The sequence below is a fragment of the Novosphingobium sp. PY1 genome (genome assembly GCF_017312445.1).
In the GTDB taxonomy this organism is placed as follows: Bacteria; Pseudomonadota; Alphaproteobacteria; order Sphingomonadales; family Sphingomonadaceae; genus Novosphingobium.
On record NZ_BLTI01000008.1, the window covers coordinates 325047 to 351074 of the forward strand.

Genomic DNA, 26028 nt, shown 5'->3' on the forward strand with positions numbered 1-26028 from the left:
ATCGTCTGCGGCCTTAAAGCCCCCTTCCGGTGGCCGTTCTTCCCCATGTCAAGGGAACGCCAAATGACGCGGACCCGAAACGCTTTAAACTGGGGAAAAAGTCATGTCTGTCATCAACACGAATATCAGCGCCATCGTCGCTACCAACGCTTCGAATTCCGCCAGCAAGATGCTCGGTACCGCCATGGAACGCCTGTCGACCGGCAAGCGCATCAACTCCGCCAAGGATGACGCCGCCGGCCTCGCGATTTCCACCTCCATGACCTCGCAGATCAAGGGCATGAGCCAGGGCATCCGCAATGCCAACGATGGCATCTCAATGGCACAGACCGCCGACGGCGCCCTTTCGGAAGTCACCAACATGCTCCAGCGTGTTCGCGAACTGACTGTCCAGGCATCGAACGACACCTATTCGGCTGATGACCGCACCCGTATCCAGACCGAAGTTACGCAGCTTCAGGACCAGATCACCGACGTTCTCGGCAACACCGAGTTCAACGGCAACAAGCTGTTCGACGGCACCGCCGGCACCGCTGGCGTCGTGACCATCCAGGTCGGCGCGAACGCTTCGGACACCATCGACCTCACCTTCAGCGACGTCAGCGCCGGCACCGGTATGACCGCGGCTCTCGCAGTCGACGTCCAGGCCCTGGCCGGTACCGAACTCGACAGCCTCGACACCGCCATGGACGAAGTCTCGACGCTGCGCGCCAACCTCGGTGCCTCGCAGAACCGCCTCGACTCGGCCGTCAATACGATGACCGCTAACGTCACCAACCTTTCCGACGCCCGTTCGCGGATCGAAGACGCCGACTATTCGGCCGAAACCACCGCGATGGCCAAGGCCCAGATCCTGTCGCAGGCATCGACCGCGATGATCGCTCAGGCCAATCAGGCCCAGCAGAACGTCATGTCGCTGCTGCGCGGCTAATCTATCCGACCAGTTTCACGGTCCCCAAGGGGCCCGGCGGACTTCATGTTCGCCGGGTCTTTTGCTTTTGGGGCTTTGCAAGTCGCCTGAACCCGCTGCGACTTGCCACCTCAAAACTCCACTTCGAGCTCTTCCATTTCCTCCGGCTCCGCCTTTGCGGCGGCGATCCATTCCTGCATCGGTGCCCACTCGAAGATCGTGCCGCAGTAAGCTGCACACTCAGGTGCGAGCGGGACGGCGTAAGTAATGAAGCGTGTCGCCACGGGAGCGTACATCGCATCGGCCATGGTCGGTTGCGCGCCGAACAGGAAGGGGCCGCCGAAACGTTCGAGGCAGTCCTGCCAGATCGATTCGATTCGCTCGATGTCCGGCCTGGCGCCGGAGAACACGGGAAAGCTCTCATGCTTCACCTTGAGATTCATAGGCAGGGCTGAGCGAAGGTTACTGAAGCCCGAATGGATCTCACCCGAGATCGAGCGGCACAGGGCCCGTGCGATCGGGTCCCTGGGTAGCAACCCGGCTTCGGGGAACTGCTCGTTCAGGAACTCGGCAATTGCCAGGGTATCCCAGACACTTGCGCCATTGTAATTGAGCCGGGGCACCAGCACGGATGGTGACAGGAGCAGCAGTTCGGCGCGGTTCGCCGCATCGTTGGCAACCTTGCGCTCCTCTACCTCCAGACCGGCAAGTCGGCACAGGAGCCAACCGCGCAGCGACCATGCCGAATAGGTCTTGCTGGAAATCGTGAGTTTCGCTGTCGTCGGGGCCGTCTCATTCATCGTCGCCGCCTCCAATGCCTGCTTTCGCTTGCATATGTTTATGATGCAGCGCAGCATGAATCCAGCTCGAATGCGATTCTGTTTTCAGAATCGGGCCGGGCGAAGCAACGAGGGGTAGACGCAAGCAATGCTTTACCACGCATACCAGGCGTATTGCGACGTGCTTGCACCTGCGCGCATGGGATCGCTGCTGGCTACCAGCTTCCGGAACAAGTTTCTGGCTCATGCCTCATCGGCACCGATGACGCGGCGCGTCTTCGCACTTGCGGAAGTGTTCAACACAACCGCAATCACCCATCACCGACCGCCTTACGGCATCAGTCGGGTCCTCTCCGGTAACCGCGAGGTTTCGGTGCGCGAGGAAGTGACGCTGGACATGCCCTTCGGCAACCTGCTGCACTTTGCCAAGGACGAAGTCGTCGCACCGCAACCCAGGATCCTCGTCGTCGCGCCGCTGTCCGGCCACTTCGCCACGCTTCTGCGCAGCACGATTGATACCCTCCTGCGCGATCACGACGTTTATATCACCGACTGGAAGAATGCCCGCGACGTTCCGGTAAGCGATGGACGGTTCGGCTTCGACGAATATGTCGACTACGTGATCCGCTTCCTGCAGGAACTGGGTCAGGGCGCGCATGTCCTTGCGGTCTGCCAACCCTGCGTCCCGGTTCTCGCTGCAGTGGCAGTCATGGCCCAGAACGACGATCCCTGCCAGCCCCGCTCGATGTCGCTGATGGGCGGCCCGATCGACACCCGCGAATCGCCGACGGTCGTCAACGAACTGGCCACCAGCCACCCCTATTCCTGGTTCGAGGACAACCTGATCTACCCGGTCCCCTGGCGCTACAAGGGCGCCGGACGCAAGGTCTATCCCGGCTTCGTCCAGCTCTCGGCATTCATGGCGATGAACCAGGACCGGCACTTCGCACAGTTCCGCAAGCTCTACCAGCACATCGCCGACCTGGAGCAGCTGGAAGCGGACAAGATCATCGAATTCTACGACGAATATCTCGCCGTCCTCGACCTCACCGCCGAGTTCTATCTCGAGACCATCGACAAGGTCTTCCAGCGCGCCCTGCTCGCAAAAGGTGAACTGGAACATCATGGCCGCCGCGTCGACTGTTCGGCGATCCGCAAGACGGCTCTTCTCACCGTCGAGGGGGAGCGCGACGACATCTGCGCGGTAGGCCAGACCGCCGCGGCGCATTTCCTGTGCTCCAGCCTGCGCCCGCACCTCAAGCGCCATCACCTGCAGCCCGGGGTCGGTCACTACGGCATCTTCTCCGGTTCGCGCTGGGAACGTCAGGTCTATCCGCAGGTCCGGAACCTCGTACTGGCGATGAGCTGATCCGGGCCGCATCGAAGCGAAGGCGAGCCGGCAAAAGACTGCGCGTTTGGTCCATTGCACTTGCAAATGCCTGCAGATCGGCTAAGGGCCCCGCTTCCGCGTCCTTCCGCAAGGATCGCGTGGAAGGTTGAAGAAAGCCGGAGGGGCCCCGCAATCCCGCGGACAAGCCAGCGATCGGTTAGGACAGATAAAGGACGCTGCTGTGCCGCTTTACGAGCACATTTTCCTGGCGCGCCAGGATCTCAGCCAGTCGCAGGTTGATGCGCTGGCCGCCGCCGCTACCGAGATCGTCGAGTCGAACCAGGGCAAGGTCACCAAGACCGAGACCTGGGGTCTCAAGAACCTCGCGTACAAGATCAAGCGTAACCGCAAGGCTCACTTCGTGATGCTGAACATCGAAGCCAACGGCGACACCGTCGCCGAGCTCGAGCGTCAGACTGCCATCAACGAAGACGTCATCCGCTACATGACCATCCGCGTCGACGAGCATGAAGCTGGTCCGTCGGTCATGATGCGCAAGTCGGACCGCGACAACCGTCGCCGCCGCGAACGCGAGGGGAACTGATCCATGGCACGTGCATTTTTCCGTCGCCGCAAGTCCTGCCCGTTCTCGGGCAAGAACGCGCCGCAGATCGACTACAAGGACGTGCGTCTGCTCCAGGGCTTCATGTCCGAGCGTGGCAAGATCGTTCCGAGCCGCATCACTGCGGTTTCCGCCAAGAAGCAGCGTGAACTGAGCCAGGCGATCAAGCGCGCCCGGCACATCGGCCTGCTGCCCTTCATCGTCAAGTAAGGGAGGTTAGCCCCATGGACATCATCCTCCTCGAACGCGTCGAAAAGCTCGGCAACATCGGCGACGTCGTTTCCGTCAAGGACGGTTTCGCGCGCAACTACCTGCTGCCGAACAAGAAGGCGCTGCGCGCCAACGACGCCAACAAGAAGGTCTTCGAAGCCAATCGCGCGAAGATCGAAGCCGAGAACGCCGAAAAGCGTTCGGCCGCCGAGCAGCACTCGTCGAGCGTCGAAGGCAAGCAGGTCGTCCTGATCCGCGCCTCGTCGAACTCGGGCCAGCTCTACGGTTCGGTTTCGGTGCGTGACATCGTCGAAGCACTCAACGCCGACGGCGCCGACGTTGCCAAGCAGATGATCGTGCTCGAACGCCCGATCAAGACGCTCGGCATCTTCGACGTTCGCGTCAGCCTGCACCCGGAAGTCTCGGTCAACGTCAAGGTGAACGTTGCCCGTTCGCCGGACGAAGCCGAACTGCAGGCGCAGGGCGTCGACGTCATGGCAGCGATGTTCGAACAGGACACCGCAGGCTTCACCGAGGCTTACGATCCCAACGCCGAGCCCGGCGAGATCGTGACCGAGGAAGCCGAAGAGGCTGCTGCGGCAGAAGGCGAAGAGCAGGCCTGAGCCTGACCTTCAACGACTACGCGTCACAAGGTTTGAAGGCCCTCGCTTCGACAACGAAGCGGGGGCCTTTCCTGTTGCGCGCCGCCCGGACGACCACAGCTGCAGCGCAAGTGCCCTTGCGCTGCAATATGAAGGGCGTAATTTTGGGCGATGGACAAGATAAAACAGACCCTTGAACACCTGAACCGCACTTACGAGGCTGCCGTCGCCTGCCTCAAATCCGACATCGAAGCCTTCATGAAGACCGGCGCGCTGCCCCCGCCGGAGCGCCGCGCCGACCGCCAATGGTGCTACCCGGAACTGCGGATCACCTATCACGGCAAGGAACGCGGAGCCGTTTATTCGCGGGCGTTCGGCCGTCTTGCCCAGCCCGGCACTTACGTGACCACGATCACCCGGCCGCACCTGTTCTCCGACTATCTCTCGACTCAGCTCTCGCTGCTGGACGACGAGTACGAGATCGAAGTCGAAGTCTCGCGTTCGGCGCAGGAAATTCCCTTTCCCTACGTCCTCGACGGTGTGGCGGTGGGAAGCGTGACGCCGCAGGAACTTGCCTGCCATTTCCCAAGCACCGAACTTGCCATGATCGGCGACGAGATCGCCGACGGGATCGACTTCTTCGCGCCCGAAGATCCGCTGCCGCTCGCCCTGTTCGATGGGCTGCGGACCGACTTCAGCCTTGCACGCCTGGCGCACTACACCGGCACCAGCCCGGACCACTGTCAGCGTTTCATCCTGTTCACCAACTATCACCGCTATGTCGATGAATTCGTTGACTGGGCCGGCCGAATGATCGGGAGCGACGACTACGTCGCCCTATCGGGAGCTGGCGGGCTCTATCTCGACGCGCCGGTGGACAATGCGCGCCAGCGCCTGTCCGACACGGCATGGCGGCGTCACCAGATGCCGGCCTATCACCTGATCCGCGAGGACCGTTCGGGCATCACGCTCGTCAATATCGGCGTCGGCCCCTCCAACGCCAAGACGATCACCGATCACCTTGCCGTCCTGCGGCCCGAAGCCTGGCTGATGATCGGCCATTGCGGCGGCCTGCGCGAAAGCCAGCGCATCGGCGACTATGTGCTTGCCCATGCCTACTTGCGCGACGACCATGTGCTCGACCCGGTTCTGCCACCCGAAATTCCACTCCCGGCCATCGCCGAAGTCCAGCAGGCACTGGCTACGGCGGCCGAGACCGTCAGCGGTGAAGGCGGAACCAACCTGAAGAAGCGCATGCGCACCGGCACCGTCGTCACGACCGACGATCGCAACTGGGAACTGCGCTACACCGCATCGGCCCATCGCTTCAGCCTCTCGCGCGCCATCGGCATCGACATGGAAAGTGCCACGATCAGCGCGCAAGGTTACCGGTTTCGCGTTCCCTACGGCACGCTTCTGTGCGTTTCCGACAAGCCGCTGCACGGGGAACTGAAACTGCCGGGACAGGCCAACCGCTTTTACGAGGAAGCCATCGCCGGACATCTCAAGATCGGCCTAGAAGCCTGCGACCTGCTGCGTTCGGAGGGTGACCGCCTGCACAGCCGCAAACTGCGCGCCTTCAACGAACCACCGTTCCGCTGATCGAGGCCGAGACGACAAGCCGCCCCGGCAGCACTGCTGCCGGGGCGGTTATCCGGTTACCAGCCCTGCTTCTGGCCCTTGTTCTGCTCGTCGAGCCACTTCTTGAGCGGAGCGAAATACTCGAGCATCGGCTTGGCGCTCATCTTGCTCGATCCGGTGAAGGCCTTGAGCGCTTCCGGCCAGGGCTTGGACATGCCCATCTCGAGCATGCGATCCAGGTTCTCGCCCACCTTCCTGTTTCCGTAGAAGCTGCAGCGATGCAGCGGCCCCTTCCAACCTGCCTGCTCGCATGCGGCCTGGTAGAACTGGAACTGGAGAATGCGGGCCAGGAAGTAGCGCGTGTAGGGCGTGTTGCCCGGGATATGGTACTTCGCGCCCGGATCGAAAGCATCGGCCGGACGGTCCACCGGCGGCCTGATGCCCTGGTACTCCAGCCGCATGTCGGTCCAGGCCTTGTTGTAGTCCGCCGGCTTGATCGAACCGTCGAAGACGCCCCAGCGCCAGCGATCGATGAGCAGGCCGAAGGGCAGGAACGCCACCTTGTCCATCGCCTGTCGCAGCAGAAGACCGATATCCTTGTCGGCACTGGGGACCTTGCTCTTGTCGAGCAGGCCGATGTCGACGAGGTACTGCGGCGTGATCGAAAGCGCGATGAAGTCTCCGATTGCCTCGTGGAAGCCGTCATTGGCGCCGTTGAGGTAGAGATAGGGCTGCTTGTTGTAGGCGCGCTGGTAGTAGTTGTGCCCCAGTTCATGGTGAATCGTGACGAAATCGTCCGAGTTCACCTTGGTGCACATCTTGATGCGGATGTCGTCCTTGTTGTCGACGTCCCAGGCCGAGGCATGGCAGATCACCTCGCGGTCGCGCGGCTTGGTGATCATCGAACGGGTCCAGAACGTGTCCGGCAGCGGCGCGAAGCCGAGCGAAGAGTAGAAGCCCTCGCCCGTCTTCACCATGTCGAGCGGGGTCTTGCCCTTGGCCTTGAGCAGATCGCCGATGTCGTAGCCCAGATCGCCTGCACCCTGCGGCGCCACGAGCGGATAGATGTTGCCCCACTCCTGCGCCCACATGTTGCCCAGCAGGTCGGCGCGGATCGGCCCGGTTTCGGGCTGGACCTGATCGCCGTACTTCTCGTTCAGCTTGCGGCGCACGTAAGTGTGCAGCGCCAGATAGAGCGGCTTCACTTCCTGCCACAGTCGCTCGGTTTCTGCCGAAAACTGCTGCGGCGTCATGTCGTAGCCCGACCGCCACATCGCGCCGACGTCGGAATAGCCAAGCTCCTTCGCGCCTTCGTTGGCGATCGTCACCATCTTGGCGTAGTCGTCCTTCATCGGCTTGCCGACATTGTCGTGCCAGCTCTCCCACATCTCGGCATATTCGGCCGGGGTATGGTCGAGGTTGCCCATCTCGGCCTCGATGTCCGAACCGTTGATCGGCTTGCCGTCGAGCGTGCCCTTCCCCTTGCCGTAAGTCGAGGACAGGCGCGTGGTGATCGCGCTCAGTTCATCGGCAGCGCCCGGCGTGGTCGGTGCGGGCAGGACGATGCCCTGGCGCAGGATGCCCAGCTTGCGGGCGACATCGGCGTCGAGCCCCTGCACTCTGGCGTACTTCGCGGCCTCCACCGCATAGTCTACCTGCTTCTCGGTGATCGCCGCGTTCGACTGGGCAACGAGCGCGTCGGTATCCTCGGTGATGTAGGTGTAGTTCACCCAGTTGATCCGGGCATTGTCTACTGAAGCGTCGAACAGGTCCTTCTCGGCCGATGCGACGAACTTTGCCGCGCCTTCGGGGGTCATCGGATAGTCGGCTGCAGCGTCCTTTGCCACGGCCGGTACGGCCAGGCTGACGGCCAGCGCCGCCAATGCGGTAGATGCAAATTTCATGGGGGGATTTTGCCTCTCGGTATTTCTGGATGGGGCAAGATTAGCCGCACCCGGGGCAAGTTCAACCGAGCAGGATAATCACCCCCGGAAATGCATCATTCAATGAAGCGGAGCGCGCTCACTCATCAAGGAATTCGGCCATGGCGCGGCCCATGTCCTTGAACGTCACCGAGGACATGTGGTTGCCCGGGGTCTCGACATAGCGGCCCTGCGGCAGCGCCTCGGCCAGTTCCTGCGCAGAGCCGTTGTCCGCGTCGTCCTTTCCGCAAACGCATAGCGTGGGCATCGTCACCCGGGCGATCGCATCGGCAGAAGTATCGTCGACGGATTCCAGCAGCAGGCGCGCGGCAACCCGGTCGATCTTCATGGACTTCATGAAGGCCTGTGCGACGAACGCCGGGTCGCCCCGCTCGATCGAACCGAAGCGGTCGATGGCATCGACGAAGTGGGCGCTGCGCCGTGCCCACCCGGATAGGCCGGAAAGACCCATGCCGCCAAGGATCAGCTTGCGCGGAGAAAGGCCTGCCAGCACGCCTCGCACCGAAGTGCGCGCGCCGAGCGAGAAGCCGCCAAGGTCAAAGTCCGAAAAGCCCAGTTCGGCGATCAGCAGCGTCAGGTCCTCGACCAGCACGTCTTCGGGATAGGCCTCGGGATCGTGGGGGGCTTCGCTTTCGCCGTGCGCGCGCAGATCGGGCATGATCACTTCGAAACCCGCATCGGCGAGGATTTGCGCATTGCCGTACTTGATCCAGTTGACCTCGGCGCTGGAGAACAACCCGTGGACCAGCACCAATGGCCGCCCCTGCCCCAAGGTATGCACCGCCAGACGCGTACCGCCGAAACCTTCGATGTAATCCTTGCGCAATTCGCTCACTTACGGAACCTCCAGACCTGCCGCCTTCCAGCGCGAAGCGACGCTTTCGGTCGTCGCGCTGTAGTGCCTTGGCAGGTCCTTGGTATCGAGCCAGCTTTCATGCAAGCTTTCGCAGCCGGAATGGGCCACCGGACGGAAATATCCAGGCTCGTCGAAGCTCCCCAGCGTCAGGTCCATATTGCCGCTCGACTGGATGAAGTCGAAGCCCAGCGGCGTGCCGCAATGCGAACAGAACGGCCGCCTGGCTACCGGGGAACTGGCGTACCACTCCGGCTCATGCTCCCAGACGACGCCTGCCGTCGCCAGTTGCACGAAGGCAGCGGCGAACCCGCCGGTGGCCTTCTGGCACATGCGGCAATGGCACAGGTAGGCCTCGTCGTTCTCGATCTGCGCGCGATAGCGAATGCGACCGCACTGGCAGCCGCCGGTCATGGTTCTGGTCATGGCGCGAAGCTATAACACTCGCCTGCCGGGCAAAAGGGGCAGCTTCCCATCACCGCCACGCACTTCGAGGTGAACGAAAAAGGCCTCCGGAACTCTCGTCCCGGAGGCCTTTTCCTTTCATGCGTCACGCCGCGCAGGCGCTGTCCGCGTCAACCCTTCTTGAGGTGACGACGGCCAAGCAGTTCGGCAATCTGCACCGCGTTCAGAGCCGCGCCCTTGCGCAGGTTGTCCGAGACGCACCACAGGGCGAGACCGTTTTCGACCGTGGAGTCGTCACGCACGCGGCTGATGTAGGTCGCGCTGTCGCCGACACATTCGATCGGCGAGACGTATCCACCGTCCTCACGCTTGTCGACGAGCATGATGCCCGGCGCTTCGCGCAGGATGTTCTGGGCCTGCTCGGCCGAGATCTCGTTCTCGAACTCGAGCGTGATCGATTCGGCGTGGCCGACGAAGACCGGCACGCGCACGCAGGTCGCCTGAACCTTGACCGCCGGATCGAGGATCTTCTTGGTCTCGACGACCATCTTCCACTCTTCCTTGGTGGAACCGTCGTCGAGGAAGACGTCGATGTGCGGGATCACGTTGAAGGCGATCTGCTTGGTGAACTTCTTGGGTTCGACCTGATCGCCCACGAAGATCGCGCGACTCTGCTCGAACAGTTCGTCCATGCCCGCCTTGCCCGCGCCGGAAACCGACTGGTAGGTCGACACGACGACGCGCTTGATCTTGGCGGCATCGTGAAGCGGCTTGAGCGCGACGACCATCTGCGCGGTCGAGCAGTTCGGGTTCGCGATGATATTGCGCTTGGTGTAGCCGTCGATGGCGTCCGGGTTCACCTCGGGCACGATCAGCGGAACGTCCGGCTCCATGCGGTAGAGCGACGAGTTGTCGATCACGACGCAGCCCTGGCTGGCAGCCTTGGGCGCATAGATCTTGGTCGGCCCCGATCCCGCGGCGAAGAGCGCAATGTCCCAGCCGGTGAAATCGAAGTGCTCGATGTTCTTTACTTTGAGTTTCTTGCCGGTCTCACCGAAATCAATCTCCATGCCGGTGGAGCGCGGCGAAGCAACCGCTGCGATTTCATCGCAGGGAAACTCGCGCTCGGCGAGGATGTTGAGCATTTCGCGGCCGACATTTCCGGTCGCACCGACAACGGCTACCCGGTAACCCATTTCAAGACCTTTCCAGTTTCAATTCGCGCCCGGCATTCGTGCGTGCACGAAGGCGGCGCGTTAGCGCCAGTCCGCGTGCGACACAAGGCCGCAGCGCACTGGCATTTCTTTCAGGCAGGCAATCGCGACTGAAAGTTACCGACGAGCGCCTGCCACCCCTTCCGGAATTGCAGGCACCCGTTTCAACTTCAGTGTGCGGTTGCCGACGGTGAGGAGCTGTGCGCAGGTGCCGCGGCCAGTTCGTCGGCCTCGGTCCACTCGATTTCTTCCAGCGCCTCCGTAAGCGCTCGCGAAAGCACTTCATCGACATGGGAGACCGGGATGATTTCCAGGTCTTCCTTCACGTTCTCGGGGATTTCGGCGAGATCCTTGCGGTTCTCTTCCGGAATGAGAACGGTGGTAATTCCGCCGCGCAGAGCCGCCAGGAGCTTTTCCTTGAGGCCGCCGATCGGCAGGACGCGCCCACGCAGCGTAACTTCGCCGGTCATGGCGATATCCTTGCGCACCGGCACCCCGGTCAGGGTCGAGACGATCGAGGTGACCATCCCGATACCGGCCGAAGGACCGTCCTTGGGCACCGCGCCTTCGGGAAGGTGGATGTGGATGTCCTTCTTCTGGAATACCGACGGCTTGATGCCATAGGCCGGCGAACGCGCCTTCACGAAGCTGAAGGCGGTCTGGATCGATTCGTTCATCACTTCACCCAGCTTTCCGGTCGCCTTGATGGCGCCCTTGCCCGGGACGGTGACGCTTTCGATCGTCAGCAGTTCGCCGCCGACTTCGGTCCAGGCAAGCCCGGTGACGGCACCGACCTGGTTCTCTTCCTCGCCCACGCCGTGGCGGAACTTGCGCACGCCGGCAAAGTCGGCAAGGTTTTCAGGCGTGATCGTCACGCTCGTCGCCTTGCCTTCAAGGATCTGGCGCAGCGACTTGCGGGCCAGGCGCGCGATCTCGCGCTCCAGGGTACGCACGCCGGCTTCGCGGGTGTAGTAGCGGATCAGGTCACGCAGACCTTCCTCGGTCAGCGTGAATTCCTCGTCCTTGAGGCCATGCACTTCCACCTGCTTGCGGATCAGGTGGCGCTCCGCGATCTCGACCTTCTCGTCCTCGGTGTACCCCTCGAGACGGATGATCTCCATGCGGTCGAGCAAGGCCTGCGGCAGGTTGAGGCTGTTCGCAGTGCACACGAACATCACGTCGGACAGGTCGAAGTCCAGCTCCAGGTAGTGGTCCTGGAACTTCGCGTTCTGTTCGGGATCGAGCACTTCGAGAAGGGCCGAAGCAGGGTCGCCGCGGAAGTCCTGACCCAGCTTGTCGATCTCGTCGAGCAGGAACAGCGGGTTCGACTTACCGGCCTTCTTGAGGTTGGTAATGATCTTGCCCGGCAGCGAGCCGATGTAGGTGCGGCGGTGGCCGCGGATCTCGGCCTCGTCGCGCACGCCGCCCAGCGACTGGCGGATGAACTCGCGCCCGGTCGCCTTGGCGATCGACTTGCCGAGCGAGGTCTTGCCCACGCCCGGAGGACCCACGAGGCACAGGATCGGCCCCTTGAGCTTGTTGGTGCGCGCCTGAACGGCGAGATACTCGATGATGCGGTCCTTGACCTTGTCGAGCGCGTAATGATCGGCATCGAGGATCGTCTGCGCCTCGGAAATGTCGCGCTTGAGCTTCGACTTCTTGCCCCAGGGCAGGCCGAGCAGGACATCGAGGTAATTGCGGATGACCGTCGCCTCGGCGCTCATCGGCTGCATGGACCTGAGCTTCTTCAGTTCGCCCATCGCCTTTTCGCGGGCTTCCTTCGAAAGCTTGGTCTTCTCGATCTTCTCCTGCAGTTCCTGCAGTTCGTTCGCTTCCTCGCCGTCGCCGCCGCCCAGCTCCGACTGGATCGCCTTGAGCTGTTCGTTGAGGTAGTACTCGCGCTGCGTCTTCTCCATCTGCCGCTTCACACGGCCGCGGATCTTGCGCTCCACCTGCAGGACGCCAAGTTCGCCTTCCATGAAGGAATAGACCATCTCGAGGCGCTTGAGCGGATCGGCCTCGGAGAGGACAGCCTGCTTGTCCGAAACCTTGGCCGACAGCTGGGCTGCGACCGTGTCGGCCAGCTTGCCGGCGTCGTCGATTTCGCCGAACTGGTCGCCCGCATCCTGCGAGAGCTTCTTGTTGAGCTTGGCGTACTCGTTGAACTGTTCGACCACCGAGCGCATCATCGCTTCGACTTCGGTGCCCTCGGACTCGCTGGCCTCGATCTTCTCAACCTGCGCTATGAGCATTTCGCCTTCGGCGGATTCTTCGGCGCGCAGCGATTCGATGCGGGCGCGCTCCTGCCCTTCGACCAGCACGCGCACGGTTCCATCGGGCAGCTTGAGCAGCTGCAGCACGCTGGCGATCACGCCGGTATCATAAAGGTCGTCGCGATCGGGATCGTCGCAGCCGGGGTCGAGCTGCGCGAGCAGGAAGATGTCCTTCTCGCCGGCCATGGCAGCTTCCAGCGCAGCCACGGATTTCTCGCGACCGACGAAGAGCGGCACGACCATGCCGGGGAAAACGACGATGTCACGCAGGGGAAGGAGTGGAAGCAGGTTCACAGTCATATCCATTTCATCGCGAACGGGACGATCTCGCTCAGACCTCCCGTCAATCCGGGACGATATGGGGAGTTCTGTCCACTACGCAATGCATAGATTACCAAAGACTGTGGAAGTGCTGGCGTTCCCCCAAGCAATTATCCGTATAAAAAAACCCCGGCGCGATCTGCACCGGGGCTCTGCAATGCATAGGCGAACGCCTCCCGAAGGCAGGCGTTTCGCAGTCGAGTTCTCAATTGTTTCCGAAGGGCATCTTGAAGCCCGGCGGCAGACCCATGCCCTGCTGCGCCTTGGCCAGTTCCTCGTTGGCGACCGAGTCCGCCTTGACGCGCGCATCATTGTAGGCGGCAGCGATCAGGTCCTCGAGCATCTGCTTCTCGCTCGGCTGCATCAGGCTGTCGTCGATCGAGACGCCGATGACGCGACCCTTGGCCGAGCAACGGATCTTGACGAGACCGCCACCCGAAAGCCCTTCGACTTCCATCGAATCCAGCTTCGACTGGGTCTCGTTCATCTGCTTCTGGATGGTCTCGGCGGCCTGCTGTGCAGCCTGGATCATCTCTTCCATGGACTTCATCTCAACGTCTCCACTGTCGACCGCCGCCGCCAATTGCGGCCGGACGGTCATCCTGTATCAATTCGGCTCCCGGAAAGGCTGCTATCGTAGCAGCCACGAGCGGCGCATTGCGCATGGCCTCGCCTTCGGCTGCCCTCTGCGTCTCGGCCAGCTCGACGATAGTCGGCGCGCCCTGCCCTTCCACCTTCTCGACCTGCCAGCGCTCGCCGGTTGCCTTCGAGAGTGCGCCGCGCATGAGACCGGCGATATCCTCGCTGAAGCCCGGCGGCTGCGAATAGCGCAGGAGCCCTGCACCCAGTTCGACAACGCGGACCTGCATGCGCATGGTGTTTGCAACCGAGAGCTCGCCCATGTGCTCGACATCGTCGACCAACGCCTCCCAGCGCGGCGCGATGGCGGCAGGAGCCGTTGCATGCGCGGCCGGTCCGCCTGCGCTCGGTCCGCCTTCGCCAGCAGGCGCCGCGGCAGGCGCCCGAGCAGCGATCTCTTCCAGCTTGCGCACCAGCGCGCCCGGATCGGGCATATCAGAGGCATGCATGATCCGCAGCAGCGCCATCTGCGCAGCCACCAGCGGATCGGGGGCGGACTTCACTTCGTCATGGCCCTTGAGCATGAGCTGCCAGAGGCGATGAACCTGTCCGGCCTTGAGCGCCTTTGCCCAGCCCTCGATCGCTTCGCGTTCCTCCGCCGCATGCGCATCGACCACTTCGCCGGCCACTTGCGCGACGGCGACGCGATGCGTGAGGTCCATGAGGCCGCGCATCATCGCAATCGGCTCGATCCCCAGGGAGAATTGCCTTGCGATCAGTTCCAGCAGGGCCGCTCCGTCACCGTCGAGGATCGCGCTCAGCAACTTGCGCTGAACCGACTTGTCGGAAAGGCCCAGCATGTCGCGGACCTTCTCGGCCCGGACCTGCCCCTCGCCGTCGAGATCGGCATGGGCGATGGCCTGGTCGAGAATGGACAAGCCGTCGCGCACCGACCCTTCGGCGGCCGCGGCCACCATCGAGAGCGCTTCCTCCTCGGCCTCCACGCCTTCCTTGCCGCAGACATTGGCGAAATGCTCTGCAAGCATCGGCGTCGGGATGCGCCGCAAGTCGAACCGCTGGCAGCGCGAGAGAACCGTGACCGGCAGCTTGTCCACTTCGGTGGTCGCGAAGAGGAACTTCACGTGGGCCGGCGGCTCCTCAAGCGTCTTGAGCAAGGCATTGAATGCATTGCGCGACAGCATGTGGACTTCGTCGATAATGTAGATCTTGTAGCGCGCGGAAACGGCGGCGTAGCGCACTGCCTCGATGATCTCGCGCACGTCGTCGACGCCGGTATGCGAAGCCGCGTCCATCTCGATCACGTCGATATGGCGCCCTTCGGCAATGGCAACGCACGGTTCGCAACGGCCGCAAGGATTGATCGTCGGGCCGCCCTGCCCGTCGGGACCTATGCAGTTGAGCGCCTTGGCGATGAGGCGCGCGGTCGAAGTCTTGCCGACACCGCGCACGCCGGTCATCAGGAAGGCATGGGCCAGCCGGTCGCGCTTGATCGCATTGGCGAGGGTCTGCACCATCGCCTCCTGCCCGATCAGTTCGTCGAAAGTCTGCGGACGGTACTTGCGGGCGAGCACGCGATAGGGCTGGGCCGCAGTCCCGGCATGCGGGTTCGCCGGAGCTGGCTTGGGAGCCGCTATGGGTGCTTCAGCTTTCGGCTCGGGGGCAGCGGGTTCCGGCGCAGGCGCAGGTTCTGGTGCAGGCTCGGGTTCCGCTACCGCCTCGAACAATGGCGGTAATTCGGCTTGGGGGCCCGGGTCTGCAGCGTCGGTCGCTGGCGGCGCTGTGGGCGGTGCCGGTTCGGGATCACCGAACATGGAGGCTTGCCCGGCCGCTTCCAGCTCGGCTGCCGAGGCGGGAGTCTCCTCCTCATCCTCGTTATGCCAGGGGGGCGCATCGCCGAACATGTCGCGTGAATCGTCCATCACCATCCAAACTAGGCGCTGGCGAGCCGGTTGTCAGGGGGAAAGGCGAATGCTCCACAGTCTGTCCCCGGCCAAGTTGCCGGGACGCACGTACGGCGCGCTTCCCCAAGGCTGAACATGTGGCTGGGCCGTGACGGTGTGGGGTAAAGGAGCCGAGCGACCCGTCGCAATCCGTTTTGGCTGCTTCCTTCCGGACCTGACCAGGTTCGCGAACGCAAACGTCCACCCGACTCCCGGGCCGCCATATGGCTGGCGTTCGCCCGGATTGCAAGACCCGGTTCGCGAACCGGGTGCAACTATTTCAGATCAGCGAAAATTGTCGGCGTAGGCCTGGATCTTCAGGCGGCGCGGCGGCGTGGAATGAATCACCACGTCGATGCCGTAGCGATCGGCGTAGGCCCGTGCTTCCTCACAAGTGGGGAACCTCAGCTGGACCTGCTGGTTCATATCGCCGGAACCGGCCCAACCCATCAGGGGATCGGGCTGCTTCGCTTCTGCGGGAACGAAATCGAGGACCCACTGATCCAGCAGTGCCTTGCCGGACTGCATGGCATTTTTCGGGCGCTGATAGATACGTGCACTCATGGCGGTCGCTTTGCCTCCGAATCGCGCCGGAAATCAAGCCGGAATCACACTTCCCCCGATTGTCTTCCCGATCCTGCCGTTTGCGGGTACGGATCTCAGCGCCTGCGCGAGGCTTCGAAGGCATTGCGGGTCTTGAGGCTGGGGTCCTCGGCCCAAGGCTCGTCCGGCCAGCGATGCCTGGGATAGCGCCCCTTCATGTCGCGCTGCACGTCGCGCCACGATCCACGCCAGAAGCCGGGCAGATCGCGCGTCGTCTGGATCGGCCGCCCCGCAGGCGACGTCAGCTTGAGCAACAGAGGTTGCGGCGGCTGACCGAACGTCGGATGGCTATCGAGGCCGAAAAGCCCCTGCACGCGCACTTCCACGCTGGGCCCGCCCTCGTCTTCGTAGTCGATCGCATGGCTCGATCCGGCCGGGCTGCGAAACTCCGCCGGGGCCAGCCGTTCGAGCACCTGCTGGTCGTCCCAGGTCAGGCGCCCCAGCAAGGCCGCGTGCAAGGCGCCCTTGTCGATGGCGTCGAGGCGACGACCGACGAGAGGCCCCAGCCATGTATCGAGATCGGCCAGCATCGCCTCCTCGCCCAGCGCCGACAGCCCGGCGAATCGGGCGCGGCGCAGCAGCGAGAGGCTGCTCTTGCCGAACGGCACCAGAGCCAGCCCCTTCTCGCGCACCCGGTCGAGCAGGAATGCCGCAATGGCGCCGGGATCGGGAGACGGATCGGGCCCGCTCGCCAGGGTAATCGCGCCAAGCCGCCGCTGCTGACGGGCCTCGACCCGGCCTTCGGCCTCGTTCCAGCGCAGGATCGAGCGCCGCTCGATCCGCTCTGCCAGCCAGGTCTCGACCTCGGAAGGCTCCAGCGAAGCGCCGGAAAGGATGCGCGCGCCCTTCGCCTGCCCCTGCGCATCGCCGATCACCATCCAGTCGCGCGAGGCGAGCGGCGATGTCGGGTCGAGAATGTACCCCCTGCCCCCTGCGGAGAGCCAGGTCTCGCCCGAAGCATCGCGGCGACGCGCGACCATGTCGGGTCGCCCCAGCGCAAGAAGCACGCCAACCGGTACATCGCCGCCAGCCGTGTCTTTCGCCATGTCCTGCGCCCCGTCATCGCGCCTCGCCTTGACCAGCGCCGAAGCGCGGCGGGACCAGCCATCTGCCAGCCTGCGAGAGGCTTGCGCGCGCGCAGAGCGGTCGCTCTCCCAGCGCGCGAGTCGCTGCGCCAGATCCTCGCTGCGACCACCCAGACCGCGTTCCTGCAGCAGCAGGGCCAACCGGGCAGCCACGTTCTCTGCCCCGAAATCCGCTGCGCGCAGCACCATGGCCGCCTGCGCCGGATCGAGCGGCAGGCTTGCCATCTCGCGGCCGAAAGGTGTGATCCGCCCTTCCGCGTCAAGCGCTCCGAGGGCTGCAAGCTGGCTGCGCGCGGCATCGAGCGCGGGCGGCGGAGGAGGATCGAGCCAGGCCATGGCTGCCGGATCGCCCGCCCCCCACTGCGCCAGCGATAGCGTCAGCGGCGCCAGATCGCTGGTCAGCATTTCGGGAGGATCGAACTCAGGACGGCCCGCATGGCCGGCCTCTTCCCACAGGCGATAGGCCGTTCCGGGCTGCTGGCGCGCAGCACGACCTGCGCGCTGGGCCGCCGAAGCCCGGCTCGCCCGATGCGTCACGAGCCGGGTCACGCCCGCTGCCTTGTCGAATTCCGCGCGGCGCGAAAGACCGCAGTCCACCACTACCGAAACGCCGTCGAGCGTGAGCGAGGTCTCGGCAATCGCGGTCGACAGTACGACACGGCGCCGCCCCTGCGGATCGCGGCGAATGGCAGTGCGCTGCGCGGCGGGCTCGCACTGGCCATGCAGCGGCAGTACAAGTGCGGCAGGCAGCTTCTCCGCCAGACGCTCGGCCGCTCGGTCGATCTCGCGCACGCCCGGCAGGAACGCGAGGATATCGCCGTCTTCTTCGCGCCATGCAGCAAGGATCGCAGATGTCACCGCATCTTCGATCCGCAGATCGGGCGAAGCGCCGAACCAGCGGATCGTCAGTGGCCAGGACTTGCCCTCGCTTTCGATCACGGGCGCGTCGCTTCCGAGCAGGCGCGCGAACCTCGTACCGTCTATCGTTGCCGACATGACCACCACGCGCAGGTCGTCGCGCAAGACTTCGCGCGTTTCGAGAGCGAGCGCGAGGCCGAGATCGCTGTCGAGATGACGCTCGTGCGCCTCGTCGAAGAGGACCGCGCTGATTCCCGGCAATTCCGGGTCGGAGAGGATCGAGGCAACGAAGATCGCCTCGGTCATCACCAGCACGCGCGTCTTACCGGAGCGCTTCGTATCGAGACGCGTCACGTAGCCGATCGTCTCGCCCGCCTTCTCGCCAAGCATTTCGGCCATGCGCTCTGCAGCTGCACGCGCCGCCACGCGGCGCGGGGACAGCAGGATGACCGTGCCGTCGCACCAGGGCTCGCCCAGCAAGGCGGGCGCCACAGCCGTCGTCTTGCCCGCACCGGGCGGCGCGATCAACACGCAGGCGGTGCGGTCTCTCAAGGCCTGAAGGAGGTCCGGAAGGACGGTGTGGATTGGCAGAGTGGTCACGCCCGGTCCCTTAGATCGGCTGCCATGCCGAAGGAAGGCCTCACCAGAACCCGTGCAGACGCATCCGTCCTAGTGCGCGCATGGCATGTACCAATCTTAAACCATTCTTGGGTACCTGATTTCGTCAGGAGTCTAATGATTTGGCAGACGAAACGCGCAAGACGCCCCGGTCGTACAGGCCAGGCCAGTATCCCCTGCCCGTGGCGCAGTATCTGCGTCTGCGCGAACAGGTGCCGCCGCTATATGGCCTCGTCGCCGTAAACTCCGCCATATTCGCCTTCACGCATCGCAACCTTGCCCCCGAGTACCTCACGCTCTCGGTTCCTGCAGGACTCATTGCGTTCAGCATCATTCGCATGCTCGTCTGGATGCGGCCGCTGACGGCAAGGGACCTGGATCCCGCGCGCGCGCTCAAACGCCTGCGCGTGACGGTCTTCATCTCCATGTTGCTCGCCATGACCTGCCTTGTCTGGGCTACGGTGCTGGTCCAGTACGGCGGTCCCTACGAGCGGGGCCACTTCGCGATCTTCATCGCGATAACCGTCCTGGGCTGCACGTTCTGCCTAAGTTTCCTGCCGATGGCAGCGACATTGGTGAATGTCGCGGTGCTCGGCGGCTTTCTGGCCTACAGCTTTCTGTCAGGCAGTTCGGTCATGGTGGCCATTGCCATCAACATCTCTCTGGTTTCGCTGGTCGTGCTCAAGATCCTGCGCGATTCCTATGCCTCGTTCGTACATCTGGAGAGCACACAGAGGGATCTGACCTGCGAAAGGCGTCAGGCCCAGGCCCTGGGGGAGGAGAACGCCCGCCTCGCCATGACCGATGCGCTGACCGGACTGCCCAACCGCCGCTATTTCTTCGCGACCCTGGAAGGTCTGCTGGAATGCGCGCAGCCGCAGGACCAGTTCTGCGTCGGGCTGATCGACCTCGATCGCTTCAAGCCCATCAATGACACCCACGGCCACGTACAGGGCGACCGGCTCCTGCAGCTTCTGGGCGAGCGGATCATGACGTTGTGCCCAGCCGACGTCGTCATCGCCCGCCTTGGCGGCGACGAATTCGGCATCATCTCGATCGGCGGTCTCGAACAGGCCGAGGCCATCACCCACGCGCTGTTCACGACGATCCGGCAGCCCGCCAGACTGGGCGACGTCATCGTTTCCGTCGGCTGTTCCGCCGGCATCGCCCCCTATCCGGCGGCAGCCAAGTCAGCGAGCGTCCTCTACGACAACGCCGACTTCGCCCTTTATCACGCCAAGAAGAACAAGCGCGGGCAGTGCGTGCGCTTCACCTCGGAACTGGAGAAGCTGATCCGCTCGGAGCAGGCCCTCGATTCCGCGCTGCAGGCCGCCGATCTCATGACCGAACTGTCGGTCGTCTTCCAACCGATCATCAACACCGAGACGATGATCCCCAAGGGCGTCGAGTGCCTGGCGCGGTGGAATTCTCCGATCATCGGCCGCGTCCCTCCCGAAATGCTGATTGCCTCTGCAGAGCGTGTGGGACGGGCACGGCAGGTGACCCTGGCTCTGTTCGACAAGGCACTGGCCTCGCTCGATCGCATTCCCGAGGACATGGGCCTGACGTTCAACCTGTCGGGCAAGGACGTCGGCGACGCGGAAACCATCGATGCCCTGCTCGAGCGGATCAGGGCCATGGTCCATTCGCCGCGCCGACTGCTGTTCGAGATCACCGAAAGCTCCCTGATTGCCGAGCTCGACAACGCCCGCAGCGCCCTGAAGCGCCTGCGCCGCACCGGCGTGCGCATAGCGCTGGACGATTTCGGCACCGGCTACTCGAGCCTCTCCTCACTTCACCAACTGCCCCTCGACATGGTGAAGATCGACCGCAGCTTTGCAGCAAGGCTCGATGAAACGAAGGGCCGACGGCTGATCGAGGCGATTCGCAGTCTGGCCCGCGCGCTGTCGCTGGACTGCGTGATCGAAGGCATCGAGACTGAAAACCAGCTCTTGAGCGCAAGGGTTGCCGGTTTCGCGCTGGCGCAGGGCTTCTTCATTGCCCGACCGATGCCGCTCGAAGAACTGATCGCGCATATCGACAAGGTCCGGCCCCAGTCGATTCGCGCGGCCTGACCGGCCCCGCGCTTCAACCTGCCATTTTCGACCCGTAGTCGATCCGGATGCGGACCCAGGTGCCAAGCTGCGGCTTGCCGTTGATCCGCGGCGGAACCACCTGGAACTGCCACGCCGCACTCTGCACCGCGCGGCCATACCCCGAACCGCGCGGCGATTCGCCAAGGATCTGGCAGTTTTCGACCTTGTAGTTCTCAATCGTCTGACAGGCGATTTCGCCCCATCCGGTGCGCGGGGCATTGGCGGGAATGTAGCCACCGAGTTCGGCACCGCTGGGTTCACGGTACCACTGGGCACGGTAGAGAATCGCACCGCCCGGCCCTTCGCCCGGCCCATATGCGGAACCGGAACCGCTCCCCGATTCGCTGCTGACGGCAGGGGCCGGCGCCTTCATCTGTCCGATGTCCGCTGACGCGAAATCCTCGTGCGAGAGCTTCAGGAAGGTGAAGGCGGGCTTCTTCACGACAGGCGTTTCAACCGGCGGCGTGATCACCGGAGGCTTCTTGACCTCTTCCTTCTGGACCGGCTCGACCTTCTTCTTTTTCTCTTTCTTTTCCTCGGCCTTGGGCTTGTCCTTGGCTTTCTCGCCCTTGTCCTTTTCCTGGCCGGTGACATCGAAGGTAACCGGATTGTTGCGCTTCTCCGGCATGCTGACCACCCCGCTCTGGTAAATCGCCAGAAGCAGGACGAGCGCGATCACGCCCGCGGACAGCAGGGACGAGACGATACGTTGGCGGGGCGAACCGGGCTGGTAGCCGGTGACAGCCCGATTGAGCTCGGAGCGCATGGGCGGCCTCAATAGGGACCGAAACTGCGCATCGCAATTACGGCCTTGCTGCAGGTGCCCGCAATCTGACGAACCGTTGCTTAACCGCGTCAGTACCGGCGCGCGACGGCGAATTCGACCGCTTCAGCCATGGCATTGCGCGCTTCGCCGGAGGGGAAGCCTGCAATCGAATCGATGGCGCGCTGGGCGAAGTGGCGGGCCCGCTCGCGGGTTGCCTCGACGCACTTGTGGCGATTGATCAGTTCGACCGCGTGGGCAAGGTCCTCGTCCTCGGTGCGGAAGCCGGCAATGGCTTCCTGCCAGAACTTGCGTTCTTCCTCAGTGCCTCGGGCATAGGCGAGGATGACCGGAAGGGTCATCTTGCCCTCGCGGAAGTCATCGCCCTTGTCCTTGCCCGATTCGGCAGCTTCCGAATCGTAGTCGATCGCATCGTCGACAAGCTGGAAGGCGATCCCGAGATTGCGTCCATAGGCATCGAGCGCCTGCTCTTCGGCTTCGCTCTTCTCGGCCACGACCGCGGCGATCCGGGTCGCCGCCGCAAACAGCGCCGCAGTCTTCGAACCGATGATCTGGAGGTAGTGCTCCTCGCTCGTCTCGATCTTGCGCTGGGCGGTCAGCTGGTCGACTTCGCCCTCGGCGATGATCGAGCTGGCCTTCGACAGGATCTTGAGGACGCGCAGGCTGCCGTCCTCGACCATGAGTTCGAATGCGCGGGTGAACAGGAAGTCGCCCACCAGGACCGTCGCCGGATTGCCGAAGACGATATTGGCCGCCGCCTTGCCGCGCCGCAGGTCGGAACCATCGACGACGTCGTCGTGCAGCAGGGTCGCGGTGTGAATGAATTCGACGGCCGCCGCCAGCTTGTGGTGACGGGTACCCTGGTAACCGCACAGCTCGGCTGCCGCGACCGTCAGCATCGGGCGCATGCGCTTGCCGCCGCCGGAGATCAGATGTCCGGCAAGCGCCGGGATCAGCGGGATCTCGCTTTGCATGCGGTCGAGAATGACGGAATTGACGCTGTTCATGCCTGCCGCAGTCAGGGCGAGCATGGGAGCCAGGGAGGGCTGCGTCTCACGTGAACGCAGGTTAATCACTTGTGCAGTCATCGCCCCGCGCATTGCGCTTTCAGCGGCTTGAACGCAAGTGGGAATGCCGCCCGGAGCGCCATTTGCGCAGGCTGGCACAGTAACAAGAGCCGTGCTAGCGGGGCTCCACCATGACCCAGGACACTCCCGCCACCGATCCGGTGCTCGCCGGCTTCCGCTCCAGCATCGACAATATCGATGCCGCCCTGATCTTCATCCTGGCCGAGCGCTTTCGCATCACCCAGGCCGTCGGCGCCTACAAGGCCGAGAAAGACTTGCCCGCTTCCGATCCCGGCCGCGAGGAACGGCAGATCGCGCGCCTGCGCAAATTGGCGGAGGACGCAAATCTCGATCCCGACTTCGGCGAGAAGTTCCTGCGCTTCATCATCGACGAAGTGATCCGCCATCACCAGCAGGCAAAGGCCGGCTGAGCCGGCCTTTCGCGCTATTATTCTTCGACGTAGTCCTGAAGTTTGCTCATCAGGGTCTGGATGCGCGTGGCAGCATCGGTGAACGTCTTCACGTCATCGCGATTGCCGTTGCCGCGCGCTTCCTTCGCTGCCTCGACGTAGCCTTCCATGTCGGCTTCGAGGGCATCGACGAGGATTTCGACTTCGTCCTGCGTGAGCGACAGTTTGATGGTCTCGTTCATGGGTACTCCTTGATTTTCGAACGCCGCCAATGAAGCGGCAGGGCCGGCGCTGCAACCGCGCACGTGGCGCGCATCCCCAGCTTCCGACCCCGCATTCCTTCAGGTCGCGGTGCGCGGCAGCTGCAACTTGACCAGCAGGCCGCCCAGGTCCTCGCTCTCATCGAGTTCGACCCTTCCGCCATAGATTTCCACCACGTCGCGGACAATGGCAAGGCCAAGCCCGGTGCCGGGCTTGCCAGTATCGAGACGGGCCCCGCGATCGAAAATGCGGGTACGCTCGGCAGCCGGGATCCCCATGCCGTCGTCCTCGACCCAGATCTCGCAGAACTGCGGGTCCTGCCCAGCATCGACCGTGACGAAGACGCTGCCTCCGCCATACTTGGCGGCATTCTCGATCAGATTGCCGAGAATCTCCTCGAGGTCCTGTTTCTCCACCGCGACGGTCACGCCGTGATTGCCATCGAGGTCGAAGCGCGTGTCATCGTAAAGGCGCTGGACGGCGCGCAGCACTGCCTCGAGACTTGGCCACACGCTGGCACGCGACATCCCGGCCGCGCGGCGCCCGACGGCCCGGGCCCGGGCCAGATGGTGATCGACCTGCCGCCGCATCACCGCCGCTTCGCGGATCACCGTGTCGGACAGGTCGGGCGACTTGGCCGTGGCCGCATTCATGATGACCGTCAGCGGCGTCTTGAGTGCATGGGCCAGGTTGCCGGCGTGGCGACGCGCCTCCTCCGCCTGCAGTTCGGTATGCGACAGAAGGGCATTGAGTTCGTCGACCAGCGGCTCGACTTCCTGGGGCAGCGGGTCGGTCACGCGGCTGGCGCCCGTCGTTCGCAGCTTCTGGATCGCGCGGCGCACATGGCGCAGCGGAAACAGGCCGTACCAGGTCTGCATCCCCGCCATGAGCAACAAGCCGAAGCCGAGCGCGACGAAGCTGTAGACGAGGATCGAGCGGATCATCTTGATCTGTTCGTCGAGATCCTCGCGACTGGCCGCGACAGTGAACATCCATTGAGTGTCGCTGCCCGGCAGAATGATCGAGCGCTCCATGATCCGCAGCGGCTCGCCGGGGAACTGGTCGCTATCGTAAACATGCGGCTTTGCGTCGAAGTTGTCCTCGGGAACGTCGAGGCTTCGATCCCACAGCGAGCGCGAGGGGAAATCCTCGTGCCCCTTGGCGCGAATCTGCCAGTACAGGCCGCTGTTCGGCTCGAGGAAGCGCTGGTCGCCCAGCGGTCGGATGAAGAACACCTCGCCATCCGGACCGATCTCGGCCGAACCGATCATGCCGGTGAGCATGTAACCGAGCTGTTCGTCGAAATTGCGGGTGACCAGCGAGGTCAGCGTGCGATCGAGCGCCAGTCCGCCGAACAGCAGGAGGATCGAGATCCACCCGGCCGCAATCAGCATCATGCGCCGCGCGAGCGAGCCGGTATGGCGGGCCTTCACCGTCTCGGCGACAGTTGCCTCGCTCCCTGCCCCGTCTGCTCGCGGAGCGTCCATCTGCTCCTCAGTTTCGCGGTGCGTCCGCGGGATCGTCGAGGCTGTACCCGAGACCACGGATCGTGGTGATGACATCGGCGCCCAGCTTCTTGCGGATCCGCGTGACGAAGACCTCGATCGTATTGGAATCGCGGTCGAAGTCCTGATCGTAGATGTGTTCGATCAGTTCGGTACGGCTGACCACCTTGCCCTTGTGGTGCATCAGGTAGGACAGCAGCTTGTATTCCTGCGCGGTCAGCTTGACCGGTTCACCGGCCAGCGTGACGCGGCCCGAACGCGTGTCGAGGCGCACGTCGCCCGCCATCAACTCGCTCGAGGTATTGCCAGAGGCACGGCGGATGAGCGCGCGAAGTCGGGCGATCAGTTCCTCGGTCTGGAATGGCTTGGCGAGATAGTCGTCCGCGCCGGCATCGAGCCCGGCGACCTTGTCCGACCAGGAATCACGGGCGGTAAGTACAAGCACAGGGAAATTGCGCCCTTCCCTGCGCCACATGCCAAGCACGGTGAGGCCGTCGATCTCGGGCAGGCCGAGATCGAGGATGACGGCGTCGTAATCCTCGGTCGATCCAAGAAAATGGCCGTCTTCGCCGTCTGTCGACAGGTCGACGGCATAGCCGTTCTGCTCGAGCGTGGTCTTGAGCTGGTTGCCGAGCGTAGGTTCATCCTCGACGATCAGGATGCGCAAATCAGGTCTCCCTTGGAAGTCACCGACGAGATGGGGCGTAAGCCCGCGAGCGTCAAGCGAAGCACAGGCTCGTATCCTCAGCGCGACCGGCCGATGACGCGGCCCGTGCGGGCATCGACATCGACGAAATAGACCTTCCCGTCCTGAATGAATTTCAGGCGATAAGCCATTGCCGCAGGATCATATTCCGGTCCGAGGTACTGCATTCCCGACATTTTCGGAAGCACCTGCTGCTCGATCTCGCGAAGGGAACGCACATTGCCTGCCTTGCGTTCCTTGCGAACCTGCCCCTGCTCTGCGCCCGGCTCGGCATGGACCGGCATGGCGGTCGCAACAAGGCCAAGGGCCGCAACCGATAGAAAAGAGGCAAGAAGTTTTGTCATCCTGACTGGGTGCCTAAGCTTGCGGCATTGAACAAGTCCTGAATGCGGCTCAAAGCTGGCAGCAATGTTTCACTGTTGCGCAGATCCCACGTGCTTGCCAGCCCCCCG

General features: G+C 63.5%; 24 protein-coding genes and 1 other RNA gene. 8 read left to right on the forward strand and 17 right to left on the reverse strand.

Annotated features, from left to right (window positions below; all coding sequences use genetic code 11):
- Positions 1 to 103: 103 nt before the first annotated feature.
- Positions 104 to 931 carry a flagellin gene (locus tag J3474_RS12890; RefSeq protein ID WP_013833295.1) on the forward strand — a complete coding sequence of 276 codons (828 nt, stop codon included), beginning with the start codon at positions 104 to 106 and terminating at the stop codon, positions 929 to 931.
- A 110-nt stretch (positions 932 to 1041) separates the two neighbouring features.
- Here the strand turns inward: J3474_RS12890 and J3474_RS12895 are convergent, their stop codons facing one another.
- Positions 1042 to 1710 (reverse strand): glutathione S-transferase, encoded by a 669-nt coding sequence (locus J3474_RS12895; protein WP_013833294.1) that lies wholly within the window; start codon positions 1708 to 1710, stop codon positions 1042 to 1044.
- 127 nt (positions 1711 to 1837) lie between these two features.
- Here J3474_RS12895 and J3474_RS12900 point away from each other — a divergent pair, with 127 nt between their 5' ends.
- The 5 genes from J3474_RS12900 to J3474_RS12920 all read left to right on the forward strand — a co-directional run bounded on the left by J3474_RS12900 (position 1838) and on the right by J3474_RS12920 (position 6055).
- On the forward strand, positions 1838 to 3058 hold the full coding sequence (locus J3474_RS12900; RefSeq protein ID WP_207094474.1) for a polyhydroxyalkanoate depolymerase: 1221 nt from the start codon (positions 1838 to 1840) through the stop codon (positions 3056 to 3058).
- 202 nt (positions 3059 to 3260) lie between these two features.
- Positions 3261 to 3623 (forward strand): 30S ribosomal protein S6, encoded by a 363-nt coding sequence (gene rpsF / locus J3474_RS12905; RefSeq protein WP_007011157.1) that lies wholly within the window; start codon positions 3261 to 3263, stop codon positions 3621 to 3623.
- A 3-nt stretch (positions 3624 to 3626) separates the two neighbouring features.
- Entirely contained in the window at positions 3627 to 3851 is a 225-nt protein-coding gene (gene rpsR / locus J3474_RS12910; RefSeq protein WP_007011158.1) for a 30S ribosomal protein S18, read from the forward strand.
- Positions 3852 to 3865: 14 nt separating this feature from the next.
- Positions 3866 to 4474: a 50S ribosomal protein L9 gene (gene rplI, locus J3474_RS12915; RefSeq protein WP_013833291.1), complete on the forward strand. Its 609-nt coding sequence runs from the start codon at positions 3866 to 3868 to the stop codon at positions 4472 to 4474.
- A 150-nt stretch (positions 4475 to 4624) separates the two neighbouring features.
- Positions 4625 to 6055: an AMP nucleosidase gene (locus tag J3474_RS12920; protein WP_207094475.1), complete on the forward strand. Its 1431-nt coding sequence runs from the start codon at positions 4625 to 4627 to the stop codon at positions 6053 to 6055.
- A 56-nt stretch (positions 6056 to 6111) separates the two neighbouring features.
- On the opposite strand, the gene J3474_RS12925 is transcribed toward J3474_RS12920, so the two are convergent.
- The 10 genes from J3474_RS12925 to hrpB form a co-directional block, all read right to left on the reverse strand.
- Positions 6112 to 7938 carry a M2 family metallopeptidase gene (locus J3474_RS12925; protein WP_207094476.1) on the reverse strand — a complete coding sequence of 609 codons (1827 nt, stop codon included), beginning with the start codon at positions 7936 to 7938 and terminating at the stop codon, positions 6112 to 6114.
- Between the two features lie 118 nt (positions 7939 to 8056).
- On the reverse strand, positions 8057 to 8812 hold the full coding sequence (locus J3474_RS12930) for an alpha/beta fold hydrolase (protein ID WP_207094477.1): 756 nt from the start codon (positions 8810 to 8812) through the stop codon (positions 8057 to 8059).
- Positions 8813 to 9256, reverse strand: a complete 444-nt coding sequence (locus J3474_RS12935; RefSeq protein ID WP_007011164.1) for a GFA family protein — start codon at positions 9254 to 9256, stop codon at positions 8813 to 8815.
- Positions 9257 to 9405: 149 nt separating this feature from the next.
- On the reverse strand, positions 9406 to 10431 hold the full coding sequence (locus J3474_RS12940) for an aspartate-semialdehyde dehydrogenase (RefSeq protein ID WP_013833288.1): 1026 nt from the start codon (positions 10429 to 10431) through the stop codon (positions 9406 to 9408).
- A 188-nt stretch (positions 10432 to 10619) separates the two neighbouring features.
- On the reverse strand, positions 10620 to 13028 hold the full coding sequence (gene lon / locus J3474_RS12945; RefSeq protein WP_207094478.1) for an endopeptidase La: 2409 nt from the start codon (positions 13026 to 13028) through the stop codon (positions 10620 to 10622).
- 220 nt (positions 13029 to 13248) lie between these two features.
- The gene (locus tag J3474_RS12950; protein WP_013833286.1) at positions 13249 to 13593 is read right to left on the reverse strand and encodes a YbaB/EbfC family nucleoid-associated protein; all 345 of its coding nucleotides are present in this window, start codon (positions 13591 to 13593) and stop codon (positions 13249 to 13251) included.
- A 1-nt stretch (position 13594) separates the two neighbouring features.
- Entirely contained in the window at positions 13595 to 15568 is a 1974-nt protein-coding gene (locus J3474_RS12955; RefSeq protein ID WP_376706531.1) for a DNA polymerase III subunit gamma/tau, read from the reverse strand.
- 136 nt (positions 15569 to 15704) lie between these two features.
- Positions 15705 to 15799, reverse strand: an RNA gene (gene ffs, locus J3474_RS12960) — signal recognition particle sRNA small type.
- 69 nt (positions 15800 to 15868) lie between these two features.
- A complete protein-coding gene (locus tag J3474_RS12965; protein ID WP_207094480.1) occupies positions 15869 to 16147 on the reverse strand; it encodes an ETC complex I subunit in 279 nt (92 codons plus the stop codon).
- A gap of 95 nt (positions 16148 to 16242) precedes the next feature.
- Entirely contained in the window at positions 16243 to 18729 is a 2487-nt protein-coding gene (gene hrpB / locus J3474_RS12970; protein WP_207094481.1) for an ATP-dependent helicase HrpB, read from the reverse strand.
- A gap of 140 nt (positions 18730 to 18869) precedes the next feature.
- Between hrpB and J3474_RS12975 the strand changes: the two genes are divergently transcribed.
- The gene (locus J3474_RS12975) at positions 18870 to 20822 is read left to right on the forward strand and encodes a bifunctional diguanylate cyclase/phosphodiesterase (protein WP_242528395.1); all 1953 of its coding nucleotides are present in this window, start codon (positions 18870 to 18872) and stop codon (positions 20820 to 20822) included.
- Between the two features lie 13 nt (positions 20823 to 20835).
- Here the strand turns inward: J3474_RS12975 and J3474_RS12980 are convergent, their stop codons facing one another.
- Both J3474_RS12980 and J3474_RS12985 read right to left on the reverse strand, forming a co-directional pair.
- Positions 20836 to 21609, reverse strand: coding sequence for a hypothetical protein (locus J3474_RS12980; protein ID WP_051010050.1), 774 nt, complete (start codon positions 21607 to 21609; stop codon positions 20836 to 20838).
- 89 nt (positions 21610 to 21698) lie between these two features.
- Positions 21699 to 22715 (reverse strand): polyprenyl synthetase family protein, encoded by a 1017-nt coding sequence (locus J3474_RS12985; RefSeq protein ID WP_013833279.1) that lies wholly within the window; start codon positions 22713 to 22715, stop codon positions 21699 to 21701.
- 110 nt (positions 22716 to 22825) lie between these two features.
- On the opposite strand from J3474_RS12985, the gene J3474_RS12990 reads away from it, so the two are divergent.
- Positions 22826 to 23125 (forward strand): chorismate mutase, encoded by a 300-nt coding sequence (locus J3474_RS12990; protein WP_007011174.1) that lies wholly within the window; start codon positions 22826 to 22828, stop codon positions 23123 to 23125.
- Between the two features lie 17 nt (positions 23126 to 23142).
- On the opposite strand, the gene J3474_RS12995 is transcribed toward J3474_RS12990, so the two are convergent.
- The 4 genes from J3474_RS12995 to J3474_RS13010 all read right to left on the reverse strand — a co-directional run bounded on the left by J3474_RS12995 (position 23143) and on the right by J3474_RS13010 (position 25920).
- Positions 23143 to 23346, reverse strand: coding sequence for a hypothetical protein (locus J3474_RS12995; protein WP_013833278.1), 204 nt, complete (start codon positions 23344 to 23346; stop codon positions 23143 to 23145).
- A 99-nt stretch (positions 23347 to 23445) separates the two neighbouring features.
- Entirely contained in the window at positions 23446 to 24852 is a 1407-nt protein-coding gene (locus J3474_RS13000; RefSeq protein WP_376706532.1) for a HAMP domain-containing sensor histidine kinase, read from the reverse strand.
- 7 nt (positions 24853 to 24859) lie between these two features.
- Positions 24860 to 25537: a response regulator transcription factor gene (locus J3474_RS13005; RefSeq protein ID WP_007011177.1), complete on the reverse strand. Its 678-nt coding sequence runs from the start codon at positions 25535 to 25537 to the stop codon at positions 24860 to 24862.
- Positions 25538 to 25614: 77 nt separating this feature from the next.
- Positions 25615 to 25920, reverse strand: a complete 306-nt coding sequence (locus tag J3474_RS13010; RefSeq protein WP_007011178.1) for a PepSY domain-containing protein — start codon at positions 25918 to 25920, stop codon at positions 25615 to 25617.
- Between the last annotated feature and the right edge of the window lie 108 nt (positions 25921 to 26028).